An 18756-nucleotide genomic window follows, 5' to 3' on the forward strand; every position below is an offset into this window, starting at 1 on the left:
ATGAATCAGCTGCAACAATTGAAGCAATACAGCACCGTCGTCGCCGACACGGGCGACTTTTTGCAACTGGCGCGCTTCGCGCCGCAAGACGCCACCACCAATCCCTCGCTGATCCTGAAGGCCGTGCTGCAGCCCGATTACGCCCCCTTGCTGGAAAGCACGGTCGCCGCGCATCAATCCGCTGCGCTGGACGATATCGTCGACCAGGTGCTGGTGCGCTTCGGCCTGGAAATCTTGAAGGTGGTGCCGGGCCGCGTGTCGACGGAAGTCGATGCCCGTTTGAGCTTTGACCGCGACGCCACCGTCGCCCGCGGGCGCCGCCTGATCGCCCTGTACGAGCAAGCCGGCATCAGCCGCGAGCGCGTGCTGATCAAGGTTGCCGCCACCTGGGAAGGCATCCAGGCAGCGCGCGAACTGGAAAAGGACGGCATCTTTTGCAACCTGACCCTGCTGTTCGCGTTTTGCCAGGCCGTCGCCTGCGCCGACGCGAAAGTGCGCCTGATTTCGCCGTTTGTGGGCCGCATCTACGACTGGCATAAAAAATCGCTGGGCGCGGCATGGGACGAAGCGGCGCGCAGCCTGTCCAATGATCCAGGAGTACAGTCGGTCACGCGCATCTTCAATTACTACAAACAACATGGCATCGCCACGCAAGTGATGGGCGCCAGCTTCCGCAACGTGGGGCAGATCACGGCCCTGTCCGGCTGCGACTTGCTGACCATCAGCCCGGATCTGCTGGCCAAGCTGGAAGCGGCAGATGCGCCATTCGAGCGCGCCTTGGGCGGCGACCTGGGCGCGGCACAAGCGGCCGTCACGTATGACGAAGCCGCTTTCCGCTACGCCTTGAACGACGACGCGATGGCGACCGAAAAGCTGGCCGAAGGCATCCGCGGCTTTGCCGTCGATGCGGGCAAGCTGGACGCCATGATCGAGAAGTTACGCAATCAATAAGTTTGCCCCCCGTTTTTACCCGTAGCACCGTTTGTTTTTACAATAAAAACCCTTGGAGATCCTCATGAAAAAAGTCATTACCGCCTCCCTGCTGCTGTCCGCCGCCTGCGGCGCTTTCGCCGCCGACAAACCGCTGAAATCGATCGGCGTGAGCGTGGGCGACCTGGCCAACCCGTTCTTCGTGGCCATTGGCCGCGGCGCGGAAGAAAGCGCGAAAAAGCTGGGCGGCCCTGGCGTGAAAGTCACCACGGTGTCCAGCAAGTATGACCTGAACACCCAGGTGGACCAGATCGAGAACTTCATCGCCAACAAGACCGACATCATCATCCTGAACGCCGTCGATTCCAAGGGCATCGCGCCAGCCATCAAGAAAGCGCGCAATGCGGGCGTGGTCGTGATCGCTGTCGACGTGGGCGCCGTGGGCGCCTCGGCCACCGTGATGTCCGATAACACCATGGCCGGCGACGTGTCGTGCGCCTACCTGGCCAAGCAGATCGGCGGCAAGGGCAATGTGGTGATTCTGAACGGCCCGCCCGTGACGTCCGTGATCGACCGCGTCAACGGTTGCAAGAAAACCCTGGCCGCGTTCAAGGATATCAAGATCCTGTCCGACAACCAGAACGCCGGCGGCAGCCGCGACGGCGGCATGACCGTGATGTCGAACCTGCTGACGGCCCATCCGAAGATCGACGGCGTATTCGCCATCAACGACCCGACCGGCATCGGCGCCGAACTGGCGATCAAGCAATCGAAGCGCACGGACGTGAAACTGATCACGGCAGTCGATGGCGCGCCCGATGGCCAGAACGCCCTGAAAAACAAGGCCGGCCTGTTTGCCGCCACCTCGGCGCAAAACCCGTACCGCATGGCCACCGACGCCGTGCAGATGGGCTACGACATCATGAACGGCCGCACGCCGAAACAGACCATGGTGCTGTTGCCGACCCCGGCCATCACCAAGGAAAACGTCGCCACCTACACGGGCTGGGTAAAGAACTGATCTGCCTGACCTGAACCACGTGGCGCCGCCAGCCAGTTGGCAGGCGGCGCCAGTTTCACCAGCAAGGAAGGACAGTCATGAGCGACGATATTATTTTTGAAATGCGCGGCATCGAGAAGCGCTTTGGCGCCACGCGCGCGCTGCGCGGCGTGCACCTGACGGTGCGCAGCGGCGAAATCCATGCCGTGATGGGCGAGAACGGCGCCGGCAAGAGCACCCTGATGAAGATTTTATCCGGCGTGTACACGCCGGACGCGGGCGAGATCATCCTCGACGGCAAGCCGATTCGTATCCGCAACCCGGGCGAGGCGCGCGCGCTGGGCATCAACCTGATCTACCAGGAATTGAGCGTAGCCAGGAACATGACGGTGGCGCAGAACGTCTTCATGGGCAGCGAGCCGCAAGGACCGTTCTGGACCGTCAAGGGCGGCGAAATGCGCGCGCGCACGAATGCCATCCTGGCCGACCTCGGCTCCCGCTTCGACGCCGACACCATGGTCTCGACCCTGTCGATCGCCGAGCAGCAGCAGGTGGAAATCGCCCGCGCCCTCGTGCACGAAAGCCGCATCCTGATCATGGACGAGCCGACGGCAGCCCTGTCCGACCGGGAAACCGAACAATTGTTCCGCATCATCGAAGAACAGCGCGACAAGGGCCTGGCCGTGCTCTACATCAGCCACCGCATGGCCGAGGTGGAACGCCTGGCGCGCCGCATCACCGTGCTGCGCGACGGCGCCTATGTGGGCGAACTGGGCAAGGATGAGCTGGATCAAAAGAAAGTCGTGCAAATGATGGTGGGCCGCCCCGCCGACGACTTTTATGCGCACCAGCGGCGCACCACGCGGGGCGCCGAGCGCCTGCGCGTGGAAAACGTGGGCGGCGGCAAGGTCAAGCCCGCCTCGTTCGCGCTGCATGCGGGCGAGGTGACGGGACTTGCCGGCCTGGTCGGCGCAGGCCGCACGGAACTGGCGCGCCTGATCTTTGGCGCCGACAAGAAGCAATCGGGGCAAGTATGGCTCGACGGCCAGGAAGTGCACATCCACCGGCCGCTGGCGGCCATCCGCCACGGCATCGGCTACCTGCCGGAAGACCGCAAGAGCCTGGGCCTGTTCATGCAATTGTCGGCCATGGAAAACATGTCGATGAACATCCTCTCCAAGCACTCCACGGCGGGCGTCGTCAACCGTGGCGCCCTGACCCAGCTGACGCGCGAGGCAATTGCCAACCTCAACGTGAAAGTGTCGGGACCGGAAGGCATCGTCGGCGGACTCTCCGGCGGCAACCAGCAAAAAGTCTTGCTGGCGCGCTGGCTGGCCATCGCGCCCAAGGTCCTCATCCTCGACGAACCGACGCGGGGCGTGGACGTGGGCGCGAAGAGCGAAATCTACAAGATCATCCACCAGCTGGCCGATGCGGGCACGGCCGTGCTGTGCATTTCCAGCGAACTGGCCGAACTGGTCGGCATCTGCGACCGCGTGATGGTGATGTGCGAAGGACGCCTGACGGGCGAAGTGACGGGCGACGACATTACGCAGGAAAACATCCTTGCCTATGCCACGCAGCTGGAAGCGGCATAAAAACACCTGTCAAAACCTACTGCGCGTCGCGGGTTGCGGTTTCCGATGCTCACTGTGCATCCGCACAGTTCCGCGTCTCAACCACAACCCACATCCGCTCGCTACGGTTTTGTCAGGCGTTTTAAGAATACGTCTTAAATAATCATTCAGGAGACTCATGATGACAACTAGCACCACCCGCGGCGCCGCGCGCGCCGGCGAACCCTTCAATGCCTCGAACCTGATGCGCCGCCTGGGCATGCTGCCCGTGCTGGTGGTGCTCTACCTGGCCATGTATGGCCTGACCGTGTACTTCTCGGCCGATGGCACGTCAACGTTCATGACCAGCAATAACACCATGAACATCTTCCGTCAGGTGTCGATCAATATCGTGCTGGCGTCGGGCATGACCTTCGTCATTCTGACGAGCGGCATCGATTTGTCCGTCGGCTCCGTGCTGGCCGTCTCGGCCGTTGCAGGCATGCTGATGTCGCTGTCGGCCCAGTTCGCCGGTTTCTCGATTCCCGCCTTCCTCATCGTCGGCCTGCTGCTGGGCGCACTGAACGGCGTGCTGGTGGCCCTCGTCGGCCTGAACCCGTTCGTGGTGACTTTGGGCACCATGACAGCCCTGCGCGGCGCGGCCTACCTGTTCGCCGACGGCACCAGCGTGCTGAACACGGAAATCCCCAGCTTCGAATGGATGGGTAACGGCAGCTTCCTGGCCGTGCCCTGGCTGATCTGGCTGGCAGCGGCCGTCGTCGTGCTGACGTGGTTCATCCTGCGCAAGACCACCCTGGGCCTGCATATCTACGCTGTCGGCGGCAATATCCAGGCGGCACGCTTGACGGGCATCAAGGTCGGCCTCGTGCTGATGTTTGTCTACACGATCAGCGGCCTGTTCGCGGGCCTGGGCGGCGCCATGTCGGCCAGCCGTCTGTATGCGGCCAACGGCAACTGGGGCACGGGATATGAGCTGGACGCCATCGCGGCCGTCGTGCTGGGCGGCACCAGCCTGATGGGCGGCGTGGGCTCCGTCTGGGGCACCGTCATCGGCGCCCTGATCATCGGCGTGATGAACAATGGCTTGACGATTCTGGGCCTGTCGTCGTTCTGGCAGTATGTGGCGAAAGGTGTCGTGATCGTGCTGGCCGTGATTCTGGATAAATGGCGCCAGAGCCACGCGCAGAACTGATTGTGCTGGTGGTGTCGGGTTACGCGCTGCGCGCTAACCCGACCTACCGTTGACGTCGTAGGTCGGATTAGCGCTACGCGCGTAATCCGACAACACCCTAGAACACCAGCCGCATCTCCACATGCGCAATCCCCGCCTCTTCAAATTGTTCCCCCTGCTGCACGAAACCGTGGCGCGCATAGAATGGCGCGGCCACGGTCTGCGCATTGAGCACCACCGCCGCATCGCCACGTTCGCGGGCTTTGTCCATCAGCAAGGTCAGAATGGCGCCGCCCACGCCCGTGCCGCGGCCCGGCTGGCGCACGGCCATGCGGCCGATGTGGCCGTCTGGCAATAAACGTCCCGTACCGATGGCGTTACCGGCGCCGTCGTAGGCAACGGCGTGCAGGCAGACGGCATCCATGTCGTCGAGTTCGATCTCGGCCGGCACTTTCTGTTCATCGACAAAGACTTCGAAACGGATGGCGGTGGCGTCAGGGCCCAGGGTGGCCCAGTCGCCGAGGCGGATGGTGTGCTTGGTCATGGATATGCGCTAGTAAGAGACGGGCCGCAATTGTCGCACGGCCCGCCTTGCGGAAGGAAGGTCAGGCCAGTTTCACCAATTGCTTGCCGAAGTTGCGCCCTTTCAGCAAGCCAATGAAAGCCTCGGGCGCGCTGGCCAGGCCATCGGCCACGGATTCGCGGAATTTCAGCTTGCCCGTCGCCACCAATGTTCCCAGTTCCGCCAATCCTTGCGGCCAGAATTCCGGCTGTTCCGACACGATGAAGCCGCGCACGGTGAGGCGATTGGTGAGGATCAGGCGCGCATTGTCAAGCGGCGTCGGCTCGCCGTTGTAGCCGGCGATCCAGCCGCACACGGCCACCCGGCCAAACGCGTTGGTGCGCGCCAGGGCTGCATCGAAGATGGCGCCGCCCACGTTTTCAAAGATGGCGTCGATGCCGTCCGGCGTGGCCGCCGCCAGGTCAGCCTCCAGCTTGCCCGCCTTGTAGTCGACGCAGGCATCGAAACCCAGTTCATTCACCACATACGCGCACTTGTCGGCGCCGCCGGCGATGCCGACCACGCGGCAGCCTTTCAATTTCGCCAGTTGCCCCACGACGCTGCCCACGGCGCCGCTGGCGGCCGACACGACCACCGTTTCGCCCGCTTTCGGCGCCATGATCTGGTTCAAGCCATACCAGGCGGTCATGCCCGGCATGCCGACGGAACCCAGGTAGGCCGAGGCGGGAATATGCGTCGTGTCGACCTTGCGCAGCATGGTGCCGTCCGACACGGCCACTTCCGTCCAGCCCAAAGTCCCCACGACGGTGTCGCCTGCGGCAAACTTCGGATGCTTCGATTCCAGCACCACGCCCACCGTACCGCCGATCATGGTTTCATCGAGCGCCTGCGGCGACGCATAGCTTTTATTGGCGCTCATGCGCCCGCGCATGTAAGGGTCCAAGGACAGATACTGGTTACGCACCAGCAACTGGCCATCCGCGATGGCGGGAATCTCTTTGGTTTCCAGACGGAAATGTGCTGGCTGCACTTCCTCATTGGAAGCGGGGCGCGAGGCGAGGACGATGCGTTGGTAGGTGGTCATGAATGCTCCTGTCATTTGTCAAATGAACCCCAGAGGCAAAGTCCGGGGTCAGACCCTCAGGGTCTGACCCCGGCCCTTCGCTTTGGGGTTAACGGGTTTTCACACTTCGTAATCCATACATTGCCGTGCTTCCCGCACGGCCCCAAAGAACGGCTTGATCTTCACGTGCTCGGGATGGTTCTGGTAGGCGTCGAGCGCTTCGCGGCTGGCGAACTCGCTGTACAGGGCGATGTCGTAGGTGGCTTCCAGGCCCGGCTGGGCCACGGCTGCTTCGAATGCCAGGATGCCGGGCACCAGGTCCGAACAGGAATCGAGCAGGGCTTTCAGTTTCAAGGCGTTCGTGGCGCGGTCGGCGCCTTCGGCGTGGTCTAACAGTTTCCAGAAAACGATATGCTTGATCATGGTAGCGGGCTGGTTGTTTATTAATGAAGCATTACTGTACCCGCTATCGGCGCGCCTTGCAGGAAACGGGCGCGCAATGCAAACGGGCGGCCTTGTAAGCCGCCCGCAGACTGGATAAAACCTACCTTACAGCACTTCGAACAGGCCGGCCGCGCCCTGCCCGCCGCCGATGCACATGGTCACCACCACGTATTTGACGCCACGGCGCTTGCCTTCGATCAGGGCATGGCCCGTCAGGCGGGCGCCCGACACGCCATACGGGTGGCCGACGGCAATCGCGCCGCCGTTGACGTTCAGGCGGTCCATGGGGATGCCCAGGGTATCGGCGCAGTACAGCACTTGCACGGCGAACGCTTCGTTGAGTTCCCACAGGCCGATGTCGGCGACAGTCAAGCCCGCCTTTTTCAGCAGTTTCGGGATGGCAAATACGGGACCGATGCCCATTTCATCGGGTTCGCAGCCGGCCACGGCAAAGCCGCGGAAGATGCCCAGCGGCTGCAAGCCTTTCGCTTCGGCCACTTTCGCATTCATGACGATGGCCATCGCCGCGCCATCGGAAAACTGGCTGGCGTTGCCGGCGCTGATGACGCCGCCCGGGATGGCCGGACGGATCTTCGCCACGCCGTCGTAGGTAGTGTCGGCACGGATGCCTTCATCGGCGGAGATCGTCACTTCGCGCGACAGCAGCATGCCGCTGGCCTTGTCGGCCACGCCCATGATGGTGGTCATCGGCACGATTTCCGCGTCGAACAGACCGGCCGCCTGGGCCGCGGCGGCGCGCTGCTGGCTTTGCGCGCCATACACATCCTGGCGTTCGCGCGAGATCTGGTAGCGCTTGGCCACGGTTTCGGCCGTCTGCAGCATGGGCCAGTACACTTCCGGCTTGTGCTGCTGCAGCCAGACGTCGCGGTACATATGCGTATTCATTTCATTTTGCACGCAGGAAATCGATTCCACGCCGCCGGCCGCATAGATATCGCCTTCGCCGGCGATGATGCGCTGCGCGGCCAGGGCGATCGCCTGCAAGCCCGACGAGCAGAAGCGGTTGACGGTCATGCCGGCCGTCGTCACGGGGCAGCCGCCGCGCAAGGCCACCTGGCGCGCGATATTGCCGCCCGTGGCGCCTTCCGGGAAGGCGCAGCCGACCAGCACGTCTTCCACTTCCTCCGCCTCGATGCGCGCGCGCTCGACGGCGGCCGCCAGCACGTGGCCGCCCAGGGTGGCGCCATGCGTCATGTTGAACGCGCCCTTCCAGGACTTGGCCAGGCCCGTGCGGGCGGTCGATACGATGACGGCTTCATTCATGCTGTGTCTCCTTGTGGGGAATATTATGGGGTGGAATATCTGCGGAATCAGAATAGCACATTTAAGTACGATCGTTCGCAAAGTTCTGGCGTGCATCAATTTGTAAGCTTGGCGTAAGTTTCAAGCAAGCATGACGTAAGGTTCGGAGAACACACTCGCCTCCAGCTGTTGCAAGAATGGTCAAAAAGACCGCGGCACCAGTTCACTATAAAACATAGGGAGACAAACCATGGCATCACCATCCGGCTCGGCCGACGTACGGAAATTTTCCACCAAAGGCACTCCGATCACGCCCGAGGAACGCAAGGTCATCTTTGCATCATCCTTGGGCACCGTCTTTGAATGGTACGATTTTTACCTGTACGGTTCGCTCGCTTCCATCATCGCCAAGCAATTCTTCATCGGCGACCCTACCACCACCTTCATCTTCGCGCTGCTGGCCTTTGCCGCCGGCTTCATCGTGCGTCCGTTCGGCGCGCTGGTCTTCGGCCGCCTGGGCGACATGATCGGCCGCAAGTACACCTTCCTGATCACCATCCTGATCATGGGCGGCTCCACCTTCATCGTCGGCTTGCTGCCGGGCCACGCTTCCATCGGCATCGCGGCACCGATCATCCTCGTCTTCCTGCGCATCCTGCAAGGCCTGGCGCTGGGCGGCGAGTACGGCGGCGCAGCCACCTATGTGGCCGAGCACGCGCCTGAAGGCAAGCGCGGCGCGTTCACGGCGTGGATACAAACGACGGCAACCCTGGGCTTCTTCCTGTCGCTGATGGTCATCCTGGGTACCCGCCTGGCGACCGGCGAGAAGGATTTCGAGGCATGGGGCTGGCGCATTCCCTTCCTGGTCTCCGTCATCCTGCTGGGTATTTCCGTGTGGATCCGCCTGGCCATGAATGAATCGCCGGCGTTTGCCAAGATGAAGGCCGAGGGCAAGACCTCGAAAGCCCCGCTGACGGAAGCGTTCGGCAAGTGGAAAAACCTGAAGATCGTCATCCTGGCCCTGATCGGCCTGACGGCCGGCCAGGCTGTCGTCTGGTACACGGGCCAGTTCTACGCCCTGTTCTTCATGATCCAGACCCTGAAAGTGGACCTGGCAACGGCCAACGTGCTCGTCGCCATCGCCCTGCTGCTGGCCACTCCATTCTTCCTGTTCTTCGGCAGCCTGTCCGACCGCATCGGCCGCAAGTACATCATCCTCGGCGGCTGCCTGATCGCCGCTGCGACCTATTTCCCGATCTTCAACGGCCTGACCCACTTCGCCAATCCGCAGCTGGAAGCGGCACTGAAGAACTCGCCAGTGGTGGTGGTCGCCGATCCTGCTTCCTGCCACTTCCAGTTCAACATGACGGGCACGAAGAAATTCCCATCGTCGTGCGACATCGCCACGGGCTTCCTGTCGAACAGCTCGGTGAACTACACGAAGGAAGACGCACCGGCAGGCAGCATCGCCAAGGTACGCATCGGCACGAAGGAATTCACGTCATTTAACGCCGTCATGACGGCCGATGGCTTGAACTTCGATGCGGAAAGCAAGGCCCACGAAGCGGCGCTGAAGAAAGAACTGGGCGCCGGCATCAAGGAAGCGGGCTACCCTGCGAAAGCCGATCCGGACCAGATCAACAAGCCGATGGTGGTCTTGCTGCTGTTCATCCTGGTGCTGTACGTGACCATGGTGTATGGCCCGATCGCCGCCATGCTGGTGGAAATGTTCCCGACCCGTATCCGCTACACCTCGATGTCCCTGCCCTACCATATCGGTAACGGCTGGTTCGGCGGCTTGCTGCCGACCACGGCCTTCGCGCTGGTGGCCTTCAAGGGCGATATCTATTACGGCCTGTGGTATCCGATCGTCGTCGCCCTGGCGACTGTCGTGATCGGCACCCTGTTCGTCAAGGAAACCAAGGACAACAATATCTACGCCGACGACTGATCTGATGCATGCCCCGGTCGCAAGGCCGGGGTTCGCAAAGCAAAACGCCGCTGACTCGTCAGCGGCGTTTTTTTATGCGGCGTATGCGGCGGCGAACTTGCCGAACTTACTTTTCGCTCTTGCCCTTTTTCAGCTGGTCGCGCTGCTGCACGTATTCCTGATAGCTGGTCTGGTTGCGCTTGCGGCAGGCATTCCGGTCGTCAAAATTATTGAGGCTGTTGCAATACTCGCCGATCTTGTCCCGGTTTGCGTCATACAGTACTTCGCAGCCAGTGATGGCCAGCAAGAAGGGAATGATCAGATATTTCATTGCTACTCTCATGGATAGGGACGGGATTGCGCGAAAAAACACCAGATTGCCCACTGGATAAGCGGGCAGCTTTATCTTAACGCGATCTTGACGAAAAGTACAAGCGCTCGGTATTACTTAATGGAAAGGATTGCCTGCGCGCCCGCCACCGCATGCTATGGTGGCAGTTTCTCCCAGCGGATTCGTACCAGGCATGCCGACCATTCCTCCCGCCCCCTGCGGCCCACTGCAGCAGCATTTCGACGCCTTGCTGCAAGACGTTTGCGCCAGCCTGGCTGCGCACGCCGGTAACTTGCTGGACGGCATATACCTGTATGGCAGCGTCGCCCGCGGCGACGCCACGCCGGGCGTATCCGACCTCGACCTGACCCTGGTACTGCGCCATCCACCTACGCAGCAGCAGGCCGGCGCGCTGGAGGCGCTGCGCCTGGCCTTGCAGGCGCGCCACCGGGAAGTAATAAAGATCGATTTCGATATCGGCCACCGGGCCCAGGTACTGGCGCCCGAACACCTGTACAGCTGGGGCTACTGGCTCAAGCACCAGTGCCGCTGCCTGTGGGGCGAAGACCTGGCGCGGCACTTTGCGCCGTTCGCGCCCTCGCGCGCCATTGCCCTGGCCGTGAATGGCGACTTTGCCCGCGTGCTGGACGAGTATGCGCAGCGCCTTGATGACGAACGCGACCCTGCCGCCATCGCCCGCCTGCAGCGCGAAGCGTCGCGCAAGCTGATCCGTTCCTGCAACACCCTGCGCCAGGATGGCGATCCAGGCTGGCCCACCAGCCTGGACGAGCATGTGGCGCTGTTGCTGCGGTACTTTCCCGCCATGCAGGCGCCCATCGCGTATTTCCTGGCCCAGGCCAGGCCCGGTGCCGCGCCAGCCAGCGGTTTTACGCCAGCGCTGCGCCAGTTCACGCTGTGGCTGGCGCAGCAACAGGCAAGCTAAACGCCCGGCTCCTCGTTCAACAAGGGATTATCCGCCGCAAACGCCGCCAGGTGCTCGAGCAGCACGCGCACGCGGGCCGGCAGGTAGCGCCGCTGCGTCCACACGGCATACACGTGGCGCGGCTGCGGCATCCAGTCGGGCAAGACGCGCACGAGGCTGCCCCGGGCCACTTCCTCGCGGCATTGCAAAAGCGGGCACAGCAGGATGCCGATGCCCGCGTCGGCCATCTCCACGGCCAGACGCATCTCGTTGACGCGCAGGCGCGCCTGCGGTTCGATCACCATTTCGGCGCCGTCGCCGGGCCGCCGCAGCCGCCAGCTGCGCAGCGGCTCGGCCACGATCAGCTCGTGCTTTTCCAATTCCTGCAAGTCGCGCGGCACGCCGGCGCGCGCCAGATAGCCGGGCGCGGCCACCATCACCAGCGCGGCACTGCCCAGCCGGCGCTGCATCAGCGAGGAATCGTCGAGCGCGCCCACGCGGATGGCCAGGTCGGCGCCGCTGCCCACCAGGTCTTGCAGCAGGTTCGACAGTTCCAGCTCGAGGCGGATATCCGGATACTTCTGCATGAAACTGACCCAGGCCGGCGTCAGCAAGCCGCTGGCGAAGTTGACGGGCGCCAGCACGCGGATGCTGCCCGAAACGGCCGACAGGCTGGCGTCGAGCTGCTGCGTCGCCTGCCGCAAGGCATGCACGAGGGGGCGGCACTGCTCGTAGTATTGCCAGCCTTCCGCCGTCGGCTGCAGGCGGCGCGCGCTGCGGTTGAGCAAGCGGTAGCCGAGCTGGCTTTCCAGCTTTTGCAGCCGGCGCGTGACCGTCGCGGCGGGCAAGTCTTCCTTCACGGCCGCCGCATGCAGGCTGCCCGCCTCGACAATGGCGACAAACAGGGCTAAATCATCAAGCATGATTGCATTTTTGGAATTTGAAATTAAAAATATGGCTCTAGTATAGATTGCTGCAAGTTGTTACGCTGCCATATCCTCATATCTTGAAAGTGCGCCATGTCCGAAGCCCTGCGTTTGCGCTGTGTATTTGCCTTCCTGATGTCGCTGGTCATGACCCTGCTGATGAGCGCCTGGGTCACCTGGCTGAATATCGGCCTGCAGGCCGACTTCCTGCCCCGCTGGCGCCACGCGTTCTTTGCCGCCTGGCCCGTGGCCTTCTGCGCCGTGATGCTGTTCGCGCCCCGCGTGCAGCTGTTCAGCCGCACGATCGTGGCCCGCCTGGCGCGCCCGGCGCCACCAAGCTGCCCCGCCTGCCCGGCCGATGCGCCATGTGCCTGCGCCAGCCGCCCTTAACCGGCAGTCGGCCAGCAACAGTATCACTCGGTCACTCCCGCCCACGGCCGCCCTGATCCGGGCTATGCTATGGCCGTCCTTGTTTTTACAGCGGAGTGCCCATGCTCGATCACGTTTCCCTCACCGTCAGCGACCTGGAACGCGCCGAGCGCTTCTACGACGCCATCTTCGCCGCGCTGAACGTGCCCAAGGTGGGTAGCGACCATGCCAACGCCTGGATAGGCTACGGCGAGCGCAGCGATGCGGAGTATCCCGAGCGCAGCTATTTTTCCGTGCGCCTGGGCCCCAAGCCCGACGACGCGCCGCGCCGCCATTGCTGCTTCAAGGCCCCCTCGCGCGCGGCCGTGGAAGCGTTCTGGCACGCGGGCCTGGCGCACGGCGGCATCGACCTGGGCGCGCCCGGCTTGCGCCACTATCACGCCAGCTATTACGCGGCCTTTTTGTTCGATCCGGACGGCAACCGCATCGAAGCCGTCTGCCATCGCGCCGACGCCGGCTGACAGAACGGTAAATCCGCCTCTGTTCGGCATTTCCACTTCGGCACGATTTGCCTATAATGGCTGACAAGCCATACCGGTCCCCGGTCCGTGCACCAAGAAGGAGATTCATGCATCATCTATTCGTCGGCCGCCCCGCGCGCACCATGCTCCTCTCCAGCGCCGGCTTGCTGCTGGCAGGCTGTTTTTCCGGCTGCTCCCTGTTGCCATCCACCCCGGTCATGCCAGGCGTGCCGGCCACCGCCGCCCTGCCCGACGCCAGCATCGCCTACACCCTGAGCGGCCAGGGCGGCTTGCCCGTGGTCTTCCAGTCGGCCATGGGCGACGGCAAGGATGTGTGGGCCAAGGTGGTGCCCGAAGTGGCCAGGCAGCACCGCGTGCTCGTGTACGACCGTCCCGGCTACGGCGAGAGCAAAAAGACCACCACGCCGCGCGATCCCTGCACCATCGCCGCCCAGCAGCGTGCCCTGCTGACGCAAGCGGGCTTGAAACCGCCGTATGTGCTGGTCGGCCATGGCTTGGGCGGGCTGTACCAGTACGTGTATGCCAGGCTGTACCCGCAGGACGTGGCCGGCCTGGTCTTGCTCGATCCCACGCACCCGCAGCAATGGAACCGCCTGCAGACAGACGCGTCCACCTACGCCATGCTCGTCAAGACGCGGCGCAAGCTGATGTTCAACAGTACTGAATCGGCCGAATTCGATGCTCAGACGCAGTGCCTGCAACATGTCGACATGAGCAGCCCGCTGCGCGTGCCCGCCATGCTGCTGGTGCGCGACAAGTTCGGCATCGAGGAAATGGGCTCGTTTGAAAACGTCGTGCGGGCCCAGGAAAAGGATTGGCAGCGCCTGTCCGGCGCGCCAGCCATCGAACGCATCACGGGCGCCGGCTACTACATCCAGAAGGACAACCCCGTCATCGTCAACGAGGCGGTCAAGATGGTGGCGAAGAAGAAATAACAACGTAGGTCGGATTAGCGGCATGCCGCGTAATCCGACACCGCTATGGCCAACAATGTTGTCGGATTACGCGAGGCGGAGCCTCGCTAATCCGACCTACATCTTTTCAACCGTGCCTCATCAGCTGTTAAAGCCCCTGCCCTCGCCCGCCAGCTTCACCAGCAGCGGCGCTGGCGTCCACGCTTCGCCGTGGCGGCCTTTCGCATAGCCGGCGATCGTATCGAGCACGTTCGGCAAGCCGACCGTATCCGCGTAGAACATCGGGCCGCCGCGGAACAGCGGGAAGCCGTAGCCCGTCAGATACACCATGTCGATGTCCGAGGCGCGCAGGGCGATGCCCTCTTCCAGGATGCGTGCGCCTTCATTGACGAGCGCATACACGAGGCGTTCGACGATTTCCTGGTCGCTGATCTTGCGCCGTGCCACGCCGATGTCGGCGGAATGCTGGACTATCATGGCGTTGACCTGTTCCGACGGATACGCCTTGCGGTCGCCCGGCTTGTAGTCATACCAGCCGGCACCCGTCTTCTGGCCGTAGCGCCCCAGTTCGCACAGCAGGTCGGCCGTCTTCGAATACGTCACTTCCGGTTTTTCCACGTAGCGGCGCTTGCGGATGGCCCAGCCGATGTCGTTGCCGGCCAGGTCGCCCATGCGGAACGGGCCCATGGCGAAGCCGAATTTCTCGACCGCCTTGTCGACCTGTTCCGGCAGACAGCCTTCTTCCAGCAGGAAACCGGCCTGGCGGCTGTACTGCTCGATCATGCGGTTGCCGATGAAACCGTCGCACACGCCCGAGACGACGCCCGTCTTTTTCAGCTTTTTCGACAGCGCCAGCGCCGTGGCCAGCACGTCCTTGCCCGTTTCCTTGCCACGGACGATTTCCAGCAGCTTCATGACGTTCGCGGGGCTGAAGAAATGCGTGCCGATCACGTCTTGCGGGCGCTTGGTGAACGCGGCGATCTTGTCCAGGTCCAGGGTCGACGTGTTCGAGGCGAGGATGGCGCCCGGCTTCATGACGGCGTCCAGCTGCTTGAAGACGGTTTCCTTCACGCCCAGTTCCTCGAAGACGGCTTCGATGACGATGTCGGCTTGCGCAATGTCGGCGTAGGCCAGCGTGCCGCTAACGAGCGCGATGCGCTGCTCGGCCTTCTCTTGCGTCAGCTTGCCCTTCTTCACCGTGTTCTCGTAATTCTTGCGGATGGTGGCCAGGCCCTTGTCCAGCGCTTCCTGCTTCGTTTCCAGCAAGATGACGGGAATGCCCGCGTTGGCGAAATTCATGGCGATGCCGCCGCCCATGGTGCCGGCGCCGACGATGGCCGCGCTGGCGATCGTGCGCACAGGGGTGTCGGCCGGCACGTCCGGCACCTTGCTGGCGACGCGCTCGGCAAAGAAGGCGTGGCGCAGGGCTTTAGATTCCGGCGACTGCACCAGCTGCATGAACAGTTCACGCTCGTACTTCAAGCCCTCGTCGAATTTCATCGTCACGGCGGCCGCCACGGCATCGACGCATTTCAGCGGTGCGGGGAACGGGCCGGACATGGCTTTCACCGTATTGCGCGAAAACTGCAAGAACGCTTCGTGGTTCGGGTAATCGACCTTGCGCTCGCGCACTTTCGGCAGCGGGCGCACGTCGCCCACTTTGGTGGCGAAGGCGACGGCGGCGGCCAGCAAGTCCGCGCCGGGCGCGATGACTTCGTCAAACAGGGCCGTGCCGGCCAGTTTTTCGGACGTGACGGGCGTGCCGGAAACGATCATGTTCAGGGCCATTTCCAGGCCCAGCACGCGCGGCAGGCGCTGCGTGCCGCCCGCGCCCGGCAAGATGCCGAGTTTGACTTCCGGCAAGGCCATCTGCGCGCCCGGCGCGGCCACGCGGTAGTTGCAGCCCAGCGCCAGCTCCAGGCCGCCACCCATGCAGACGCTGTGGATGGCCGCCACGACCGGCTTGGTCGATTGCTCGACGACGTTGATCAGGGTGTGGAGAGTCGGTTCCGTGAGCGCCTTGGGCGAATTGAATTCCTTGATATCGGCGCCGCCCGAAAAGGCCTTGCCGGCGCCCGTGATGACGATGGCTTTGACGGACTCGTCCGCCAGCGCCTGGCGGATGCCGGCCACGGCGGCCGTGCGCGTGGCCAGGCCCAGTCCATTGACGGGCGGATTGGCGAGGGTAATGACGGCAACGGCGCCGTTCACTTGATATTCAGCACTCATGTCTCTTCCTTATTGATTTTGCTCAGCGATGAGGTGGTTGCAAGGGATGAAGCTTCACTATACCGCATAAAAGAACGCTCGTATTATTTTTGTCGTGGCGTGCCCGGCGCCAGCATGGTACGCCATGGTACAACATCGTTTGCGGAAAGATTCTGCTGCAAGCAGCAAGCTCCCGTAGAAGCTATCACTTGGATATTCATTTAAATAATAAAAGCACAATAATAATAACGGCGTTTTATTATGCAAAATAAAGGCTTTGTTATATGCGGGCATGGGTCAATTACGACAGTTTTGACATTATTTATTTCCGCCCCTTGTTTTTCGCCAGATGCTGGGGAATAATCAAATTATTGATTCAAATCAATACTCTACAATTTATCCACTATAAGGCAAACCGCAGGGCAAACACTGGCGGCCGTTGATCGCGCACATTCTCACCGATTATCACCAGATGTCGATCCATGCAATAACATCGCTGCCTTATATGGATAGCAGAAAAAATAATAACAGCAGCCTTATCGTTCCCATTCCTCTTCTCACCCCGAAGGAAATACTATGGACGCAGCCAGCCATGTCAGCCACTCCCAGGATCTGGACTTACAAGCGATAAATACTGCATTGAACCGTGTCCAGGCCGTCATCGAATTCGAACTCGACGGCACCATCCTGCATGCGAATGACAATTTCCTGCGCGTCCTCGGCTATACCCTGGACGAAGTGCAAGGCAAGCACCATGCCATCTTCTGCGACCCCGACTATGTGAAAACGGCCGAATACGCCACCTTCTGGGCCAAACTGGGACGTGGCGAGTTCGACCATGGCGAATACAAGCGCCGCGCCAAGGATGGGCGCGAAGTGTGGATCAATGCGTCCTACAATCCCATCCTCGATGCGGACGGCAAGCCGTATAAAGTCATCAAGTTTGCCACCGACATCACGGCCAGCAAGCGCCGCAACGCCGATTACGAAGGCAAGATCGACGCCATCAGCAAGGCCCAGGCCGTGATCGAGTTCCGGCTCGACGGCACCATCCTCGACGCCAACGACAATTTCCTCAAGTCCGTCGGCTACACGCTCGACGAGATCAAGGGCAAGCACCACCGCATGTTTTGCCTGCCCGACTACGCCAGGAGCGACGACTATGCACAGTTCTGGCAGAAACTGGGGCAAGGCCAGTTCGACTCGGGCGAATACAAGCGCGTCACCAAGGACGGCCGCGAAATCTGGCTCAATGCCTCGTATAACCCCATTTTCGATGCGGAAGGCCGGCCCTTCAAGGTAGTCAAGTTCGCCAGCGACATCACGGCCCTGAAAATGCGCAATGCCGAATACGAAGGCAAGGTCAGCGCCATCGGCAAGGCGCAGGCCGTGATCGAATTCGACATGCACGGCAATGTGCTGGACGCAAACGACAATTTCCTCGCCGTCATGGACTACGACTTGAGCGATATCCAGGGCGAACACCACCGCATGTTTTGCGAGCCCGAGTACGCGAGCAGCCCCGAGTACAAGAAATTCTGGCAAAAGCTCAACCGCGGCGAATTCGACGCGGGCCGCTACAAGCGCCTGGGCAACCATGGCAAGGTAGTGTGGATACAGGCCACCTACAACCCCATCCTGGACCTGAACGGCAAGCCGTATAAAGTGGTCAAGTTCGCCATCGACATCACGGAACAGGTGAACCTGGAAAACAGCATCCAGTCCAAGGCCGCCAACGACAGCCGCAAGGTCAATGCCCTGCTTGAATCGGTGGCGCGCGCGGCGCAAGGCGACCTGACCTGCAATATCGTGCCCGAGGGCGACGAGCCGATCGACCTGCTGGCCGGCGGCATCAGCAAGATGATCGTCGACTTGCGCGGCGTGATCGGCAACGTGGTATCGGCCGCGAACGGCTTTGCCGATGCCTCGCACGCGATCGCCGAACGGGCCACGGGCGTGGCCGTGGGCACGCAGGCGCTGGGCGCCACGGTGGAAGAAATGAACGCGTCCATCGACGGTTTGACGTTCTCCATCAATTCCATCGCGGAAAACACCTCGAACGCCGATTACCTGGCGAAAGCCACGCAGCAGGAAGCGGAAGCGGGCGCGCGCGCCGTCGCCAAGTCGATCGAAGCGATGGACTTGATCAACCGCTCGTCGGAAGACATCGGCGAAATCGTCAAGGTGATCAGCGAAATCGCCAACCAGACAAACATGCTGGCCTTCAACGCGGCCATCGAGGCGGCCCGCGCGGGCGAGCACGGCCTGGGCTTTTCCGTCGTTGCCGACGAGGTGCGCAAGCTGGCCGAGCGCTCCTCGCAGGCAACAAAAGAGATTTCCAAGCTGATCAACGAATCCGTCAAGCGCGTCTCGACGGGCAGCGAAATCTCTCGCCAGGCCAGCGACGCCTTCGACAAGATCGTCTCGGGCGTGGCGAAGACCACCCTGGCCATTTCCGATATCTCGAAGGCGGCCAATGAACAGCTGCTGACGGCGCGCGAAGTATCCACGGCGATCCAGTACATCGCCGAGGAAACGGAAAAGTCGGCCGCCAACTGCGACAGCATCGCCCGCTCGACGGATGGCTTGAACGAGCGCGCTGGCAGCCTGAACCAGACTGTCTCCGGCTTCGTGGTGTAAGCC

Annotated in this window: 17 protein-coding genes; 10 read left to right on the forward strand and 7 right to left on the reverse strand. The window is 62.2% G+C overall.

Annotated features, from left to right (window positions below):
• The 4 genes from tal to CSQ92_RS07530 all read left to right on the forward strand — a co-directional run bounded on the left by tal (position 1) and on the right by CSQ92_RS07530 (position 4699).
• Entirely contained in the window at positions 1–951 is a 951-nt protein-coding gene (gene tal / locus CSQ92_RS07515; protein ID WP_099393734.1) for a transaldolase, read from the forward strand.
• A gap of 64 nt (positions 952–1015) precedes the next feature.
• The gene (locus CSQ92_RS07520; RefSeq protein ID WP_077404737.1) at positions 1016–1951 is read left to right on the forward strand and encodes an ABC transporter substrate-binding protein; all 936 of its coding nucleotides are present in this window, start codon (positions 1016–1018) and stop codon (positions 1949–1951) included.
• Between the two features lie 77 nt (positions 1952–2028).
• Positions 2029–3528: a sugar ABC transporter ATP-binding protein gene (locus CSQ92_RS07525; RefSeq protein ID WP_034784605.1), complete on the forward strand. Its 1500-nt coding sequence runs from the start codon at positions 2029–2031 to the stop codon at positions 3526–3528.
• Between the two features lie 160 nt (positions 3529–3688).
• A complete protein-coding gene (locus tag CSQ92_RS07530) occupies positions 3689–4699 on the forward strand; it encodes an ABC transporter permease subunit (protein WP_070279901.1) in 1011 nt (336 codons plus the stop codon).
• Positions 4700–4796: 97 nt separating this feature from the next.
• Here the strand turns inward: CSQ92_RS07530 and CSQ92_RS07535 are convergent, their stop codons facing one another.
• The 4 genes from CSQ92_RS07535 to CSQ92_RS07550 all read right to left on the reverse strand — a co-directional run bounded on the left by CSQ92_RS07535 (position 4797) and on the right by CSQ92_RS07550 (position 7992).
• On the reverse strand, positions 4797–5222 hold the full coding sequence (locus CSQ92_RS07535; protein WP_099393735.1) for a GNAT family N-acetyltransferase: 426 nt from the start codon (positions 5220–5222) through the stop codon (positions 4797–4799).
• A 61-nt stretch (positions 5223–5283) separates the two neighbouring features.
• Positions 5284–6285, reverse strand: coding sequence for an NADP-dependent oxidoreductase (locus CSQ92_RS07540; RefSeq protein WP_099393736.1), 1002 nt, complete (start codon positions 6283–6285; stop codon positions 5284–5286).
• A gap of 99 nt (positions 6286–6384) precedes the next feature.
• A complete protein-coding gene (locus CSQ92_RS07545) occupies positions 6385–6687 on the reverse strand; it encodes a Dabb family protein (RefSeq protein ID WP_099393737.1) in 303 nt (100 codons plus the stop codon).
• A 126-nt stretch (positions 6688–6813) separates the two neighbouring features.
• Positions 6814–7992 (reverse strand): acetyl-CoA C-acyltransferase, encoded by a 1179-nt coding sequence (locus CSQ92_RS07550; protein ID WP_099387840.1) that lies wholly within the window; start codon positions 7990–7992, stop codon positions 6814–6816.
• Positions 7993–8221: 229 nt separating this feature from the next.
• Between CSQ92_RS07550 and CSQ92_RS07555 the strand changes: the two genes are divergently transcribed.
• Positions 8222–9922 carry an MFS transporter gene (locus CSQ92_RS07555; protein WP_034784609.1) on the forward strand — a complete coding sequence of 567 codons (1701 nt, stop codon included), beginning with the start codon at positions 8222–8224 and terminating at the stop codon, positions 9920–9922.
• A 106-nt stretch (positions 9923–10028) separates the two neighbouring features.
• Here CSQ92_RS07555 and CSQ92_RS07560 read toward each other — a convergent pair whose 3' ends face one another.
• The gene (locus CSQ92_RS07560; protein ID WP_099393738.1) at positions 10029–10232 is read right to left on the reverse strand and encodes a hypothetical protein; all 204 of its coding nucleotides are present in this window, start codon (positions 10230–10232) and stop codon (positions 10029–10031) included.
• A 193-nt stretch (positions 10233–10425) separates the two neighbouring features.
• Here CSQ92_RS07560 and CSQ92_RS07565 point away from each other — a divergent pair, with 193 nt between their 5' ends.
• Positions 10426–11175, forward strand: coding sequence for a nucleotidyltransferase domain-containing protein (locus CSQ92_RS07565; RefSeq protein WP_099393739.1), 750 nt, complete (start codon positions 10426–10428; stop codon positions 11173–11175).
• Here CSQ92_RS07565 and CSQ92_RS07570 read toward each other — a convergent pair.
• Entirely contained in the window at positions 11172–12077 is a 906-nt protein-coding gene (locus CSQ92_RS07570; protein WP_034784612.1) for a LysR family transcriptional regulator, read from the reverse strand. The two genes, CSQ92_RS07565 and CSQ92_RS07570, sit on opposite strands and share 4 nt — an antisense overlap.
• Before the next feature lie 96 nt (positions 12078–12173).
• Here CSQ92_RS07570 and CSQ92_RS07575 point away from each other — a divergent pair, with 96 nt between their 5' ends.
• The 3 genes from CSQ92_RS07575 (at position 12174) to CSQ92_RS07585 (ending at position 13926) form a co-directional block, all read left to right on the forward strand.
• Complete coding sequence (locus tag CSQ92_RS07575) at positions 12174–12470, forward strand: DUF2798 domain-containing protein (protein ID WP_099393740.1); 297 nt, start codon at positions 12174–12176, stop codon at positions 12468–12470.
• Between the two features lie 101 nt (positions 12471–12571).
• Positions 12572–12970, forward strand: coding sequence for a VOC family protein (locus CSQ92_RS07580; RefSeq protein WP_099393741.1), 399 nt, complete (start codon positions 12572–12574; stop codon positions 12968–12970).
• A gap of 107 nt (positions 12971–13077) precedes the next feature.
• Positions 13078–13926, forward strand: coding sequence for an alpha/beta fold hydrolase (locus CSQ92_RS07585; RefSeq protein ID WP_180276962.1), 849 nt, complete (start codon positions 13078–13080; stop codon positions 13924–13926).
• Between the two features lie 120 nt (positions 13927–14046).
• Here CSQ92_RS07585 and CSQ92_RS07590 read toward each other — a convergent pair whose 3' ends face one another.
• Positions 14047–16134 carry a 3-hydroxyacyl-CoA dehydrogenase NAD-binding domain-containing protein gene (locus CSQ92_RS07590; RefSeq protein ID WP_099393743.1) on the reverse strand — a complete coding sequence of 696 codons (2088 nt, stop codon included), beginning with the start codon at positions 16132–16134 and terminating at the stop codon, positions 14047–14049.
• Between the two features lie 555 nt (positions 16135–16689).
• Between CSQ92_RS07590 and CSQ92_RS07595 the strand changes: the two genes are divergently transcribed.
• A complete protein-coding gene (locus CSQ92_RS07595; RefSeq protein ID WP_080753571.1) occupies positions 16690–18753 on the forward strand; it encodes a methyl-accepting chemotaxis protein in 2064 nt (687 codons plus the stop codon).
• Positions 18754–18756: the final 3 nt, after the last annotated feature.

The sequence above is a fragment of the Janthinobacterium sp. BJB446 genome, from assembly GCF_002735655.1.
Taxonomy (GTDB): Bacteria; Pseudomonadota; Gammaproteobacteria; order Burkholderiales; family Burkholderiaceae_D; genus Janthinobacterium; species Janthinobacterium lividum.

What these genes read in the sequence shown, in the direction of transcription:
- CSQ92_RS07595 (WP_080753571.1), top strand. Translation starts at nt 16,690, where the DNA reads ATGGACGCAGCCAGCCATGTCAGCCACTCCCAGGATCTGGACTTACAA.
- CSQ92_RS07565 (WP_099393739.1), top strand. Translation starts at nt 10,426, where the DNA reads ATGCCGACCATTCCTCCCGCCCCCTGCGGCCCACTGCAGCAGCATTTC.
- CSQ92_RS07560 (WP_099393738.1), bottom strand. Translation starts at nt 10,232, where the DNA reads ATGAAATATCTGATCATTCCCTTCTTGCTGGCCATCACTGGCTGCGAA.
- CSQ92_RS07540 (WP_099393736.1), bottom strand. Translation starts at nt 6,285, where the DNA reads ATGACCACCTACCAACGCATCGTCCTCGCCTCGCGCCCCGCTTCCAAT.
- CSQ92_RS07555 (WP_034784609.1), top strand. Translation starts at nt 8,222, where the DNA reads ATGGCATCACCATCCGGCTCGGCCGACGTACGGAAATTTTCCACCAAA.
- tal (WP_099393734.1), top strand. Translation starts at nt 1, where the DNA reads ATGAATCAGCTGCAACAATTGAAGCAATACAGCACCGTCGTCGCCGAC.
- CSQ92_RS07580 (WP_099393741.1), top strand. Translation starts at nt 12,572, where the DNA reads ATGCTCGATCACGTTTCCCTCACCGTCAGCGACCTGGAACGCGCCGAG.
- CSQ92_RS07570 (WP_034784612.1), bottom strand. Translation starts at nt 12,077, where the DNA reads ATGCTTGATGATTTAGCCCTGTTTGTCGCCATTGTCGAGGCGGGCAGC.
- CSQ92_RS07535 (WP_099393735.1), bottom strand. Translation starts at nt 5,222, where the DNA reads ATGACCAAGCACACCATCCGCCTCGGCGACTGGGCCACCCTGGGCCCT.
- CSQ92_RS07550 (WP_099387840.1), bottom strand. Translation starts at nt 7,992, where the DNA reads ATGAATGAAGCCGTCATCGTATCGACCGCCCGCACGGGCCTGGCCAAG.
- CSQ92_RS07545 (WP_099393737.1), bottom strand. Translation starts at nt 6,687, where the DNA reads ATGATCAAGCATATCGTTTTCTGGAAACTGTTAGACCACGCCGAAGGC.
- CSQ92_RS07590 (WP_099393743.1), bottom strand. Translation starts at nt 16,134, where the DNA reads ATGAGTGCTGAATATCAAGTGAACGGCGCCGTTGCCGTCATTACCCTC.
- CSQ92_RS07575 (WP_099393740.1), top strand. Translation starts at nt 12,174, where the DNA reads ATGTCCGAAGCCCTGCGTTTGCGCTGTGTATTTGCCTTCCTGATGTCG.
- CSQ92_RS07520 (WP_077404737.1), top strand. Translation starts at nt 1,016, where the DNA reads ATGAAAAAAGTCATTACCGCCTCCCTGCTGCTGTCCGCCGCCTGCGGC.
- CSQ92_RS07530 (WP_070279901.1), top strand. Translation starts at nt 3,689, where the DNA reads ATGACAACTAGCACCACCCGCGGCGCCGCGCGCGCCGGCGAACCCTTC.
- CSQ92_RS07525 (WP_034784605.1), top strand. Translation starts at nt 2,029, where the DNA reads ATGAGCGACGATATTATTTTTGAAATGCGCGGCATCGAGAAGCGCTTT.
- CSQ92_RS07585 (WP_180276962.1), top strand. Translation starts at nt 13,078, where the DNA reads ATGCATCATCTATTCGTCGGCCGCCCCGCGCGCACCATGCTCCTCTCC.